The sequence below is a fragment of the Acidobacterium sp. S8 genome, from assembly GCF_009765985.1.
GTDB lineage: Bacteria > Acidobacteriota > Terriglobia > Terriglobales > Acidobacteriaceae > Alloacidobacterium.
On record NZ_LMUM01000002.1, the window covers coordinates 20729 to 34424 of the forward strand.

General features: G+C 56.4%; 12 protein-coding genes and 1 tRNA gene. 8 read left to right on the plus strand and 5 right to left on the minus strand.

Translation table 11 applies throughout. From position 1 onward, the window contains the following. Nucleotides 1-95: 95 nt before the first annotated feature. The 8 genes from GSQ86_RS00200 (at nt 96) to GSQ86_RS00235 (ending at nt 8983) form a co-directional block, all read left to right on the plus strand. Nucleotides 96-1847, plus strand: a complete 1752-nt coding sequence (locus GSQ86_RS00200) for a cyclic nucleotide-binding domain-containing thioredoxin-disulfide reductase (protein WP_158747945.1) — start codon at nt 96-98, stop codon at nt 1845-1847. Between the two features lie 574 nt (nt 1848-2421). Beyond that, nucleotides 2422-2506 (plus strand) — tRNA-Leu (locus GSQ86_RS00205). 30 nt (nt 2507-2536) lie between these two features. Further along, nucleotides 2537-2848 (plus strand): DUF3467 domain-containing protein, encoded by a 312-nt coding sequence (locus tag GSQ86_RS00210; protein ID WP_158747946.1) that lies wholly within the window; start codon nt 2537-2539, stop codon nt 2846-2848. Between the two features lie 8 nt (nt 2849-2856). Beyond that, nucleotides 2857-4434 carry a glycosyltransferase family 39 protein gene (locus GSQ86_RS00215; protein WP_158747947.1) on the plus strand — a complete coding sequence of 526 codons (1578 nt, stop codon included), beginning with the start codon at nt 2857-2859 and terminating at the stop codon, nt 4432-4434. Nucleotide 4435: 1 nt separating this feature from the next. Next, nucleotides 4436-6130: a tetratricopeptide repeat protein gene (locus GSQ86_RS00220; protein ID WP_158747948.1), complete on the plus strand. Its 1695-nt coding sequence runs from the start codon at nt 4436-4438 to the stop codon at nt 6128-6130. Continuing rightward, the gene (locus GSQ86_RS00225) at nt 6127-7449 is read left to right on the plus strand and encodes a nodulation protein NfeD (protein ID WP_158747949.1); all 1323 of its coding nucleotides are present in this window, start codon (nt 6127-6129) and stop codon (nt 7447-7449) included. The genes GSQ86_RS00220 and GSQ86_RS00225 overlap by 4 nt, the downstream gene beginning before the upstream one ends. 53 nt (nt 7450-7502) lie before the next feature. Continuing rightward, nucleotides 7503-8297, plus strand: a complete 795-nt coding sequence (locus tag GSQ86_RS00230) for a slipin family protein (protein ID WP_158747950.1) — start codon at nt 7503-7505, stop codon at nt 8295-8297. Continuing rightward, entirely contained in the window at nt 8294-8983 is a 690-nt protein-coding gene (locus tag GSQ86_RS00235; protein ID WP_158747951.1) for an SPOR domain-containing protein, read from the plus strand. The genes GSQ86_RS00230 and GSQ86_RS00235 overlap by 4 nt, the downstream gene beginning before the upstream one ends. A gap of 96 nt (nt 8984-9079) precedes the next feature. Here GSQ86_RS00235 and GSQ86_RS00240 read toward each other — a convergent pair whose 3' ends face one another. From GSQ86_RS00240 to GSQ86_RS00260, 5 genes are read right to left on the minus strand one after another with little or no spacing between them, the layout of a single operon-like run. After that, a complete protein-coding gene (locus GSQ86_RS00240) occupies nt 9080-9790 on the minus strand; it encodes a 1-acyl-sn-glycerol-3-phosphate acyltransferase (RefSeq protein WP_158747952.1) in 711 nt (236 codons plus the stop codon). Between the two features lie 2 nt (nt 9791-9792). After that, nucleotides 9793-11226: a UDP-N-acetylmuramate:L-alanyl-gamma-D-glutamyl-meso-diaminopimelate ligase gene (mpl, locus tag GSQ86_RS00245; protein WP_158747953.1), complete on the minus strand. Its 1434-nt coding sequence runs from the start codon at nt 11224-11226 to the stop codon at nt 9793-9795. A gap of 3 nt (nt 11227-11229) precedes the next feature. Continuing rightward, nucleotides 11230-12156, minus strand: coding sequence for an LD-carboxypeptidase (locus tag GSQ86_RS00250; RefSeq protein WP_158747954.1), 927 nt, complete (start codon nt 12154-12156; stop codon nt 11230-11232). Continuing rightward, complete coding sequence (gene dapF / locus GSQ86_RS00255; protein ID WP_158747955.1) at nt 12150-12962, minus strand: diaminopimelate epimerase; 813 nt, start codon at nt 12960-12962, stop codon at nt 12150-12152. The genes GSQ86_RS00250 and dapF overlap by 7 nt, the downstream gene beginning before the upstream one ends. Then, nucleotides 12959-13687: an MgtC/SapB family protein gene (locus GSQ86_RS00260; protein WP_158747956.1), complete on the minus strand. Its 729-nt coding sequence runs from the start codon at nt 13685-13687 to the stop codon at nt 12959-12961. Before GSQ86_RS00260 ends, dapF begins: the two co-directional genes overlap by 4 nt. Between the last annotated feature and the right edge of the window lie 9 nt (nt 13688-13696).

Below are 13696 nucleotides of genomic sequence, written 5' to 3' on the forward strand. Positions count from 1 at the left end.
ATGGCGCTGTCTCAGCGGTTCGAGCAGCCATAGGGAGCCTCGTCGAATACTAATGGGTAAGTAAGCTAGAGGAGGCACCTGCGGAGATCTGACGCATGACGATTCCGGACGATCAACTCGCCTCAAATCAGGACGCACAGTCAAACGAGCCAACGGCCGTTCAGGAGATTACCGCTGCCTATCGTCGCGACCTCGCTTTCCCAACGCTCACAGAAGAAATGGTTGGGCGATTGGAGGAATATGGCCGGGAAGAGGCGGTTGCGGCGAATGTGACCCTCTATACCCTCGGCGACCGTGAGACCGACATGTTTGTCATATTGGATGGAGGAATCGATGTCTTGTTGCCCTCCGCGGATGGAGGTCTCAAAATCTTCGCGCGTCATCGCAGGTTTGCTTTCAGTGGAGAGTTCAGTCTTTTGAATTCTCAAAGTGCTGTTGCAGAGGTGCGGACTGCGATGGAGAGTCGTCTGCTGCGAATATCGCGTAAAGAGCTTAGGCTGCTGATGCGTGCCGAAGGAGATATTGCCAATCTCATCGTGCAAGCGACGATTTGGCGGCGCATCGGTATCAATGCTGAATCATCTAGTGGCATTGTTCTGCGCGGCTTTCCAGGGGACGCGGATCTGACGACCCTGCAGCGCTTCTTCGTGCGCAACTATTATCCGCACAGAATTGAAGAAATTTCCCGAGACAACACTCTTGGAAAAAGCCCTCATGACTCGGACCTGCCAGCCGTAGCACTGCCGGATGGGCGTGTCCTCGTGCGTCCGACCATTACGGCTCTGGCAGATGAGTTGGGGATCACGGAACTTCCAGATTCGCAGACAATCTACGACGTAACTGTAGTGGGTGCAGGTCCAGCCGGCCTGGCAGCCGCCGTATACGGGGCGTCGGAAGGACTATCGACCATAGTGATCGAGGGAACGGCTCCCGGTGGACAAGCAGGCACAAGTTCAAAGATTGAAAATTACCTCGGCTTTCCGACTGGGGTCTCCGGCCAGCAACTCGCCAGCCGCGCCCACTTGCAGGCACTAAAATTTGGGGTACATTTTGCCATCTCTCGAGAGATAATTACGGCCCAGCAAATCGATGGAATTCACAAGCTCACGCTGGCCGGGGGAATGACCGTATGTTCGCGCGCCGTTGTCATAGCGACTGGCGCGCAATACCGGCGACTGGCCGTCGAGAACCACAGCGAGTTCGAAAATCGAGGAATTTACTATGCGGCGACGGCTATGGAGTCTCTGCTTTGTCGCCTGCGAGAGGTCATAGTTGTCGGAGGAGGAAACTCAGCCGGTCAAGCGGCCGTATTCCTGTCCGGAGTGGCGAAACACGTGCACCACATTGTCCGCGGCCCATCGCTCAAGAGCACCATGTCAGAGTATCTGATCTCACGTATTGAGAGATCTCCGCACATAACGCTCTATACAGATACCGAGATTAAGAAACTTGAGGGCGAGTCAGCCCTTGAGCTGGTTACTTGGACAAACCGCAAAACTGGCGAGACGACCACGAAGCCAATCAGCAGGGTCTTCGTCATGATTGGTGCGGAGCCGAATTCCGGCTGGCTCTACGGCACAGTGAAGCTGGATAAGACGGGGTTTGTTCTCACTGGAGGCCCCGATGGCTTCGAGAGCACGCCGTACGCAACCAGCGTCCCTGGCATGTATGCGGTGGGCGATGTACGGGCCAACTCAGTCAAGCGTGTTGCTTCAGCGGTGGGAGAAGGTTCAGTGGTCATCTCCGATGTTCACCGCTACCTTGCGGACCATCGCAACCATCTTGTCGCTCAACCAGATTCCACGCTTGCTGCGCTAAGAGAAGCAAGCGCGGCAAAGGGCGAATAGTATGCAGGAGGCTCCTTCGAATCTGTCCGCTCCCGGTGACGAGGAGATCGGTACCGCTCCCGGTAAAACTATTAGGAGAACCGGTGCCTCCACAATCGACTCTCAACCGGTGACCATTCAAACATACGACCGTCATCGACGATGCAGGCTGCGCTGTCGTAACAATTCTGCGGCCAAAGGTACGCCTGCCGGGCGTTCTCTCGATGGCCGCCGCCGGTCAGTGACTCCTCGGCTTGAATCCGTGCTCCATTGCCAGCATCACTGTTCCCGGTTGGTGTGCCTTTTGCGCTCGACCAAGGTGAACCACAGCCCCAAGAGTGAATCTTTTTTGGATAGATGACAATATTCCTGAATTGCGTTAACGGGCGATGACAGGAGAAAATTAGCCACTATCCCCACGCTGATGGAACATCGTACAATCGGAATGACGATACGTTATGCCCACCTCAGTCTGGCCCATAATCAATCGGCAGTGGAGGGTCTTGTAGCGTTCGGTAAGCGGAAGACAACTGACGCCAGAACTGACACTGGTGCTTAGAGCTAAACTTACCGCTGTAAGTCATTGGTCCTGAATGCGAAAGTGGCGGAATTGGCAGACGCACCAGACTTAGGATCTGGCGGGGAAACTCGTGGGGGTTCAAGTCCCCCCTTTCGCACCATCCTTCCAAACGCGATACCCTGAAAGCACCATGAATTCGACGCAGCAGACTCAACCGAAAATCAATCTCACCCAGGCCCCCGATTACCGTGAGAATTATTCCAACAGCGTACAGGTACGCGTAAGCGTTTGGGATTTTTTCCTTGCCTTCGGAATCGTGCACCAGGACTCGCCCGAGACCGTCAATATCCAGAACTCACAGGGCATTTACCTTAGCCCGCAGCAGGCAAAGGCGCTCTGGAATATCCTCAGCCAGAACATCGCGCAATATGAGCAGGCGTTTGGAGCCATTGCCCTGGAACCACAGCATCCTCTACCCATGCCGCAGGGACCAGTTCACTAGAGCCGGTCGTGTCCGCATCTCGTCTTTCATACTGGCTTGTCTTCCCCGCGATCTTTACTGCGGTCGTCCTCACACATCTTTCGTTGCTTCATTTGCCGTATTACTGGGATGAAGCTGGTTATTACATTCCGGCGGCCTATGATTTTTTTTGCACCGGCTCGCTGATTCCCTTCTCTACTCTGTCCAATGCACATCCGCCGCTGCCTTCCATCTATCTCGCCTTGTGGTGGAAGGCCTTTATATTTAGTCCTCTGGTAACGCGTCTTGCCATGTGTGCGGTATCTTCGCTCGCGCTGCTTGCCGTCTATCATCTTGCAGTTGTCGTCACGGAAAAGCGCAGGATTGCTTTCGCCGCCGTGATCCTTACCGCCCTCTATCCCGTGTGGTTCGCGCAAAGCTCGTTAGCACACGCAGATATATTCGCCGCTGCGGCGACATTATGGGCGCTGGTCTTCTTTTTCAAGAATCGCATGGGAGGCTGGGTCGTCTGCTTCTCACTCGCCGCGCTCTCGAAAGAAACTGCAATCGTTACGCCGCTGGCATTAGCAGCGTGGCAGTTCTGGCTGTGCTTTGCACCTACTAAAAGGACTTCGACGCGATCCAACATCAAAAAAATGGGCGCCCTGATGCTTCCCGTCGTACCGCTGGCCTGCTGGTACATTTATCACTGGCATCGCACCGGGTTTGTTTTCGGCAATCCGGAATATCTGCGTTACAATGCCACGGCAACACTCAGTCCGCTGCGGGTGCTGCTCGCCTTCGGCCATCGCATCCTGCACATCACTGCACATATGAATCTCTTCGTGCCAGTCCTGCTGACATTGGCCTGCATGATGCTTCCGCCGATCAAAGACAGGCAGCGCGTTCCTATCGATATACAGTTGCAGTTTGCCGTCGTCATCCTAGCCAACCTGTTGTTCTTTTCCGTGCTTGGCGGCGCCTTATTGACACGGTATCTTTTACCGCTTTATCCGCTGGTACTGCTTCTATGCGTCAGCACCTTCTATCGCAGGCTCCCACAGTGGCCGGCTCTCATCGCACTGAGCGCCATCGCGTTTATAGCCGGCCTATTTATCAACCCACCTTATCGGTTCGCGCCTGAAGATAATCTCGCCTACAGCAATGTGATCCGCCTGCATCAGGCTGCCATCCGCCAGATCGAGGCAAACTATCCTGACGCCACCGTACTAACGGCGTGGCCCGCGACGGACGAACTAAGCAAACCGGAGCTGGGATATGTCGCCACACCGATGCAGGTAGCAGCCATCGACAACTTCTCGATGCCGCAAATCGAAAACGCAGCACAGATACTTCAGCCCTATACGGTTGGTCTTATCTTTTCCACGAAATATGACCCGCCTCGCTTTTCCTTCAGCCTCGGTCGCCGCAATGAAGACCTCGATACACGTTTTTTTGATTTCCACCACGATCTCCCGCCGGAGATGATCGCCCGCCTGCTGGCAGGAAAAGTCGTCTGGCGAGTCGAACGGCAAGGTCAATGGGCCGCCGTATTGCACTTTGACCGCCCGCAGGTGGCGATGAATACAGAGCGCGATACGCCCGCGCTTCACTATAATCAGCCTTGAAGTGCGGCCTCATATTTCATTTCGCTCCAGCTTTTGCGTCCTGCTTCTTGCAGGCGCGCAGGTTATAACGGCTCAGCAGGCGCCCCCAGCCCCAGCCACCACTGCGTCACGCCCGCAGCCCGAAACTCCGGCCTCGGCATCGACGCAGACCATCGCCCATGGACGCCTCCTGCTTGTACTGCCTTTCGAGAATCACACAGGACAGCCCAATCTCGACTGGATCGGCCAGGCATTTCCCGAGATACTGAACCGTCGTATGGGTTCTGCCGGATTTCTGCCCATCAGCCGCTCCGACCGCCTCTACGCGCTCGATCACCTCGGATTACCGCTGAACTTCCAGCCATCGCGTGCCAGCGCTATCCGTCTCGCGCAAACGCTCGACGCCGACTATATCGTCTTCGGCTCTTACACCACGACCGGAGCCACTCTGAATACGACTGCCGAAGTTCTGGATGTGACCGATCTGAAGATCGGTGCGCCGCTCAATGAACAGGCCGATCTGACGCACCTGCTTGAAACGCTGAACAACATCGCCTGGAAAGTAACGCGGCAGCTCGATCCTGCCTATGCAGTGGCTGAGCAGACTTTTACCACTGCCGATTCCGAATTGCGCCTCGACGCTTTTGAAAATTATGTTCGCGGCCTCACCGAAGATTCCGCGAACGAACGCATTCGTCATCTGCGCGAAGCCATTCGCCTCAGCCCCCATTTTGATCCGGCATGGCTGGCGCTGGGCAAAGTCTATTTTGCGAGCCAGAATTATGAGCAGGCCGCCTCCACGCTGGGGCACCTGCAGAAAGACGATCCCAACGCACTTGAAGCCGACTTCTATCGCGGATTGGCCTTCTTTTACACCGGAAAATACATGGAGGCCGAAGACGCCTTCGCCTTCGACTCCACCCGCTTGCCGCTGCCCGAAGTCGTCAATAACCAGGGCGTAGCCGCAGCAAGGCGCGGCAAAGATGGAGCTCCGCTTTTCCAGCAAGCGATTACCGCCGATCCCAAAGATGTCGACTATCACTTCAACTTAGCCGTCGCCATGCGTCGCCGCGGCGATCTCGCGGGAGCTATCCGCGAAATCGACCAGGCAACAAAGCTGCGTTCGCAGGACACCGAAGCCGCGACCTTCGCTGTCACGCTGCATAATGAGCAGCAGAACCCGACTGCGGCCACAAAAGTAAATGCCTCGCTGACCACTCCCCAAAACGGCTCGCAAAATAATGGCCCTCTCGAACGGGTCAAGCGCACTTACAACGAAGCCAGCTTCCGCCAGGCAGCTTTTGAAATGGAGCAGGTTCAAACTCTGCGCCTCAGTGCACTGCCCCCGGCCGAGCGCGCCGCCGCGCTCACGAAAGAGGGCACACAATTCTTCAATCGTGGCCTTATCCTCGAAGCCGAGCGCCAATTCCAGGCGGCTTTAGCCGCAGATTCATCCTCCTCCGCCGCGCACGGAGGCCTCGCTGAGGTTCGCGAACGTAGTGGCGATCTCGAAGCCGCCCGGCAGGAAGCCCTAAAATCTCTGCAACTGCAACCCAATGTTCCGGCTCATCTCGTGCTCGCGCGCATGGACCTGCAGGCGAACCAATTAAGCTCAGCCGCCGGCGAAGTAAGCCAGGCTCTCCGAATCGAACCAACTAACGCAAATGCCCGCGGCATGAAGCAGGCGCTCGAACAGAAAGGCCAGCAAGTCCCATGAGCACATGGTGGCGCAGCACGATCCTCTTTCTCGCATGCGCCGCGGTTTTGCTTTCATCTCGCCCGCTGGCCGCCCAATCGCAATCCCCGCAAGTTGTCCTGCTCCGTTTGCATGACACCATTCAGCCAGTAAGCGAACAGTACATCAGCCGGGGGATCGCTCGCGCTGCCGATAGCCACGCCGATGCCGTACTCATCGAGCTCGACACGCCCGGCGGCCTGCTCGATTCCACACGGACCATGGTCGGCGACATTCTCACCTCGCCCGTGCCGGTAATCGTTTACGTTGCACCGTCGGGCAGCCGCGCCGGCTCCGCTGGCTTCTTTATCCTGGAGGCAGCTGACATCGCCGCCATGGCTCTCGGAACCAATGCAGGCGCGGCCCACCCTGTCATTGAAGGTGGAACCCTCGATCCCATCATGAAGCAGAAGCTCGAGAATGATACGACCGCATTCCTGCGCTCTTATGTTTCACGTCGCAACAGAAACACAGACGCGGCCCAGGATGCCGTGCTCAACTCGAAATCCTATACCGAGCACGAAGCCGAGCAGCTCAAGCTTATCGACCTCATAGCACCCAGCAACACAGCACTGCTCGATGCCGTCGACGGCCGGACCGTCACCCGTTTCGACGGTTCCACCTCGACGCTGCACACACGCGGCGCGCACATCGTTCCCGTCGACACCACTCTGCGCGAAGATATCCTCGATCGCCTGATGGATCCGAACCTCGCCGTACTGATCCTTGTCGTAGGCGGCCTGCTCGTCTATCTCGAATTCAATACGCCCGGCACCATCATCCCCGGCGCGCTGGGCACTCTGTTGGTCGTCCTGGCGCTCTTCGCTTTGAACCTGTTGCCGGTCCGCTATACCTCGCTTATGTTGCTGATTGCGGCCTTTGCGCTATTGCTCCTTGAAGCCAAATTCGCCAGCCATGGCGTGCTTACTACCGCGGGCATCATTTGCCTCGTCTTTGGAACGCTCACGCTCGTTGCTGGTCCTATTCCTGAGTTGCGCGTCAGCATGGCCACCGCCATCGGTACCGGCATTGCCTTCGGTGCGATCACTACATTCCTCGTCCGCATCGCCATTCGCGCGCGGCGAAACAAGGTCGTCACAGGAGCCGACGCTCTTATTGGATCGATCGCCATAGCCCAGCAGCCGCTCGAACCACGCGGACAGGTCATGGTGCATGGGGAACTGTGGTTTGCCGAATCACCCTCACCTATCGCCCCTGGAGAGCGCGTCCGCGTGCGCGCCGTTCGCAATCTTACGCTGTTGGTAGAGCGGATTCCCGACGGCCAGCCCAAAGCGATTTGAACGTCAAATCACAACTTCCGTGCGGTACAATCGCACCTCAGTGAGGCGTATATATGGGCATTCCAAGCCTGATCGTTATTGCCGTATTGGTTCTCTATCTGCTCAACTCCATCAAAATCCTGCGCGAATACGAACGCGGCGTCATTTTTCGCCTCGGGCGCGCCCTGCCTCAGCCTAAAGGACCAGGAATCATCCTCGTCTTTCGCCCATTTGATCAGATTGTGCGCGTATCCCTTCGGCAGGAAGTTCTCGAAGTCCCACCGCAGGATGTAATTACGCGCGACAACGTCACCATCAAGGTAAATGCCGTCATCACCTTGCGCGTGCTCGATCCTGCAAAAGCGGTGATCGAAGTCGCCAATTACGTCTACCAGACCTCGCAGTTCGCACAGACCACACTGCGCTCGGTTCTAGGTGAAGTCGAGCTCGACGGCCTGCTCTCGCATCGCGATGCGCTCAACCAGCGCATCCAGGCCATCATCGACCAGCGCACAGAACCGTGGGGCGTAAAAGTCGTGAGCGTGGAAGTAAAACAAGTGGATCTTCCTGAACAAATGCTACGCGCCATGGCAAAGCAGGCCGAAGCCGAACGTGAAAAGCGGTCGAAGATCATCAACGCCGAAGGCGAGTTCGGAGCGGCACAGCGTCTGGTTGAAGCCGCCAATCTGCTGGCGCAGCAACCCATCACGCTGCAGTTAAAGTATCTGCAGACTCTTACCGATATTGGTACGGAAAAGAATACGACCGTCATCTTTCCGCTGCCGATGGAATTCCTGTCGCTTATTCAGAAATTCACCGGCGTGCCAGCTGCGCCTGCGGCGCCCGCCAACCCTGAGGAACGTCCATGAGAAGTGTGATTGACGACGAGGAAGAAAAAACAGATTCCGAAATCACGCTGAATGCCACCACACTGCTCGGCATCTTCTTCGGACTGGTGCTTGTCTGCGGCGTCTTCTTTGGCTTCGGCTACTCGATTGGTCGCCGCGGCACAGATACGCCGAGCGCGTCCGCTCCCGCGGCATCATCCGCGACCGAAGATACTCCCACGCCTTCCGAGGCGAACGCGACAAAACCATCGGCGATGGAAAGTCTGCAGGCAGCCGAAAGCGATCAGCAGGATGCAAATACCGTCACTCAGTCCGTTAACGCAGAATCCACATCCAATAAGGCCTCGGCGCCGCAGGTAAGACCGGCCTTGCTCACACCATCCTCCGCCCCCAAGCCTTCGCCTGTATCAGCAACTCCGGCGGAAGCCAAACCTGCTTCCCTGCCTATAACCACCGCCGCAAACGAATCTATGCCGGCAGCGGGGAGCGCCTCCATCATGGTGCAGATTGCCGCGGTTACACATCAGGAAGACGCGAACGTTCTCATCTCAGCGCTGCGTCAGCGTGGTTACAGTGTTTCCGTTCGTAATGAACCGCAGGACAAACTGCTGCACATACAGATAGGACCATTCGCATCGCGTGACGCGGCTAAAGCTATGCGCTCTCGCCTCCAGGCCGATGGCTACAATGCCATCCTGAAGCAGTAGCACCCATCCTGAAATCATAATTCTGAGCGAAGCGCAAAGATTTGTTTTGCGCCCGGCGCGGATGCTCCGTCCTAAGCCTATTCAGCGGAGCTAGCTTTAGCTCCGCATCCACTCCGGCAGGCTTGAAGCAATCGACTGCCGCACCGCTGCCAGTAGCTGCTCGCGCGTTCCGTATTCACGCGGCCAAAGCGGTGGATGAAACTCAACATGTGCCGTGCCCGGGGTAATCTGCATGCTGCCCTTTTTCATCATGCTTTCGGTCCCCCAGATAGAAATCGGCACAATCGGCGTGCCCGTCTCCATCGCCAGATAAAACGGCCCCTTCTTGAATGGAAGCAGTCGCCCGTCGCGCGAGCGCGTCCCTTCCACAAAGGTCGTAACATGCAGGCCGGAGTCGATCACCTTCCGCGCTGTCGCGACACTTTCTATCGCGCTTTCGACGCGGCCATCTCGATCGACAGGAATAAAATTTCCCAGCCGCATCGCGTATCCCAGTAACGGAATCTTCATCAGCGAGCGCTTCAGGAAAACCGATGTGCGGCCCGGCAGCAGCGGCAGCAGCAGCGGCGGATCGAGATTCGAAATGTGGTTCGACATGAAGATATAGCGCTGCTTCGGATCAAGCCGCTCGCGCCCCTTCACATCAATTCGGATGCCGCCAATCTTCAGGCCGGTATTGGCGATCCACATAGCCCAGCGGTAAAGAAATGAGATGTCGCCGGTCAGCAGCGTCCAGGGCAGCCCAATCAACGCTGCAGGAAATCCAAGGACAAGGTAAGAAGCAAGAATCGCAATCGAAGAAAACATGACTACGAACGCACCAGCACGCGCTCTTCCAGGCGTTTCGGCAGCTTCTCATATATCCCGTCAAAGCCGCCATTAGAAAGAATCGCAACCACATCGCCAGCGCACAACTCCGCCACAATTGCGTTCACAATCGCATTCGCATCTGTATAAAGGGCTGCATCTTTGCCAGATGCTTTCAGTCCAGATACCACCGTCTCAGGATGCAGCCTCTCACTCTCTGCAATGCTCTCCTGTTTGAAGACACCTGCCAGCACAACACGGTCAGCCAGCGAAAGGCTCTCAATCAGTTCGCGTTCAAAAATATTGCGCCGCAGCGTATTCGATCTCGGCTCCAGAACTGCCCACAGGCGCGCATCCGGATACGCCCCGCGAAGTGCCCGCAGCGTCTCACGAATTGCGGTAGGATGATGTGCAAAATCATCAATAATCGTTACGCCATCGACGACAGCACGCACCTCCAGTCTGCGCTTCACGCTCTCGAACGTCGCCAGAGCTTGCTGAATCGCCGAAACCTCGACACCTTGTCCCGCCGCCAGCGCTGCTGCCGCCGTGGCATTCAGCGCATTGTGCTCACCCGCCATCGGCATCGTCAGCTCTGCCCACAACACACCATTGCGAAACACTTTCCATTGTGAGCGTCCACTGTGGAATTGCAAATCAGCAACCCGCCAGTCAGATTCGGCTAGAAACCCGTAACGCTCCACTTGGCAAAATGCTTTGCTCACGCATTCAGAAACATTCGCCGCCGCATCGAACGCAACCACGCACCCGCGCTGTGGCACCAGGTTCACCAGTCGCTTGAACGCTGTCTTTACCTGGTCGAGATCGCGATAAATATCCGCGTGATCGAACTCAACGTGAGTCAGGATGAGTGCATCTGGAAAGTAATGCATGAATTTCGGTCCTTTATCGAAGAAGGCCGTATCGTACTCATCCCCTTCCAGAATGAATGGTCTGCTTTCCCGCAGCTGAAAGCTCGTCTTGAAATTCTCCGCGACTCCGCCAACCAGAAAGGAGGGAGCAAGCTCTGGCCGCGTCTGCGACGCCACTTCGTAAATCCACGCCAGCATGCTTGTTGTCGTCGTCTTCCCATGCGTTCCCGCAACCACGAGCGATTCACGCTTTGCCAAAAACTCGGAGTGAATCACCGCCGCCAGCGATGTGAACGGAATCCGCTGATCGAGCACATACTCCAGCTCGACATTGCCGCGCGATATCGCATTGCCAATAATCACAAGATCAGGATGCGGCTTCAGGTTTTCCGGCGAGAACGGCTCAGCAATCGCAATATTCAAACTGCGCAGCAAATCAGACATCGGTGGATACGCCGCCTGGTCCGAGCCGGTCACCTGATGCCCTTTCAATTGCAACAACCCGGCGAGCGAAGCCATCGCCGTCCCGCAAATCCCAATCAAGTGAATGTGTTTCGTCTGCATTCCTTATTCAGCCTGCACGGCCGGCTCCAGATAACTGAGCACCGGCTCCTCTTCTAAATTCAATTCCGCATCGATCCCAAACGGCAGCGTCACGTTTCCGCGCGAGACATGTCCAGACCGCAACCCTATCGCAATCGGTCCATCAAACCAATCCAGCACGCGCAGAATCACCTGCTCAAGCAGATCCGGACTCGCTCCCGACGACGCGCACTCCAACATCTCGCCAAAGACAAATCCAGTCACGCCATCGAACTTGCCCGCCAGCACCATCTGCCGCAGCATGCGATCCACCTGATACGGCTTCGTTCCTACATCTTCCAGGAAAAGCAGCTTACCTTCCGTCTGCGGAGCGAATCGCGTTCCCAGCGACGACGTCAGAATGCTCAGGCATCCGCCGTATACAGTACCCTTCGCACGTCCGGGCTTGAGAATTCGTAAGCCTTCAGCCGCTCCCGCAGTCACAGCATCGCCATCGAGCGCCGCATCCAGGCTCGCATCATGCACGCCATCGTCAACCGCAAAATCTGCCGCCACCATCGGCCCATGAAAGGAAATCAATCCCAGCTCATCCAGCAACCATGTCTGTACCGCCGTTAGATCGCTGTATCCGAAAAACGGCTTGGGATTGTCGCGTATCAGATCAAGATCGATATCTTCCATCAGATAATTCGATCCGTAACCGCCACGGGTACAAAATATAGCGTGTACCTCCGAATCGGCGAAAGCCGCATGCAGATCAGCCAGTCGCTCTTCTGCTGTGCCGGAAAAATACGGCGCCAGTCGCCCCTGCGCATATCTGCCGAACTCGGCATCGTATCCTCGCGCACGCAGCGCCTCCATGCCGCGCGCCAGCCGTTCCGGTTTCGACGAACTTGCCGGAGCGATCACCGCAATGCGCGCATCTGGCGCAACTGCAGGAGGCTTCAGCATCCAAATGCCTCGCCCTTCGCAATCAATTCTGCTGGACCCGTCAGCAGAATTTCATTTTCTCCGCCCGTCCATTCCACACGCTGTTCGCCGCCCGGCGCTCGCACCAACAGATGGGCAGAGCCGCCCTTCTGCGAAATCGTAGCTACCGCCGTCGCGCAAGTTCCAGTCCCCGAAGAAGTCGTTGGCCCCACTCCACGCTCGAAGATACGAATCTCGATCTCATTCGTATCTATCACGCGCACAAATTCCACATTCGTCTGCTCAGGAAAATCCGGATGAAAGCAAATCTCGCGTCCAATCTCCTGCCAGCTTCGGCCTCGCACTCCAAACGCCGGATCACTCACAAATACAACAAAATGAGGATTGCCGGTTGAAACTACAACGCCATCCACGACTTCATTCCCAAGCCTTACGCCGTGCGAAGCAATCTTCGGCACACCCATGCGCGAAGCAATCTGGTAGCGCTCGCCTTCGGCATCCACAATACGGCACTCGCGCGGGCCGGCGTCAGTCTCAAACAGAACGGCCTCCCCATGACCGAACTTCTTCTCATGCGCCATCCACGCTGCCACGCAGCGCGTCCCGTTGCCGGAGATTTCAGCCACCGAACCATCCGCATTAAACAGTCGAATTTTTCCCGACCGTTCGCCAGTCCATTCCAGATACTCCACTCCGTCCGCGCCGACGCCTGTATTCCGCGCACACAGTTTCACCGCGATCTCCCGCTGCCGCTCCACACTTAACTGTGTCTGCTCTACGACCAGAAAATCGTTGCCGCACGCATGAGCCTTTACAAATCGAATCAATCGTCCTCCGGGTCGACAAACGTCAAAATCTGATCAATAGCCGGCGCAGCATTAAGGAATTTAAGCAGCCGCTCATGGCCTCTTCGTGATGCGGCAACGGAAAAAGACAAGCGGTTCAAGTCGCCAATCGTATTTCGCTCCAACTCAACAAGCCGGTGTTTGCCGTGGTCCATAGCGTTCAAAATCGACATGGATATCTCTTCGGGATCGCTGCCGCGTGCCTCGTAAAGCACAGAATAAATCTTCAGGTTCGACGTACGTTCCAGCAATCCCACGCCCTCGAGCGCTATCAATATAAGCGTGGCGGAAAATACCGCGGGAATATATAGTCCTGCCCCACACGCCATTCCCACAGAAGCTACCGCCCACACCGTAGCAGCGCTGGTCAGTCCGCTCACGCGATCGCGGTTGCGAATAATCAGACCCGCTCCAAGAAACCCAATACCCTGCACGATATTCGAAGCGATCTGCCCTTTATTCGTGCTGCTTGCTCCGGCCACGACTGAAGAAAGAAAAGTAAACAGCGCCGCACCAAAGCAGATAAGCAGATTCGTCCGCACACCTGAAGGCTTATGGTGATACTCGCGATCGATGCCGATAATGCCGCCAAGCAATGCCGCCAGCAGCAAACGTCCAGCCGCACCGCCCGTCAGCACCGCCTCCTGCAGACCGTCGAAGGTCAACATATGGCCTGGCTCTTCGAGTATCAGAAGAAGATTTGTCATCGCTGTTTG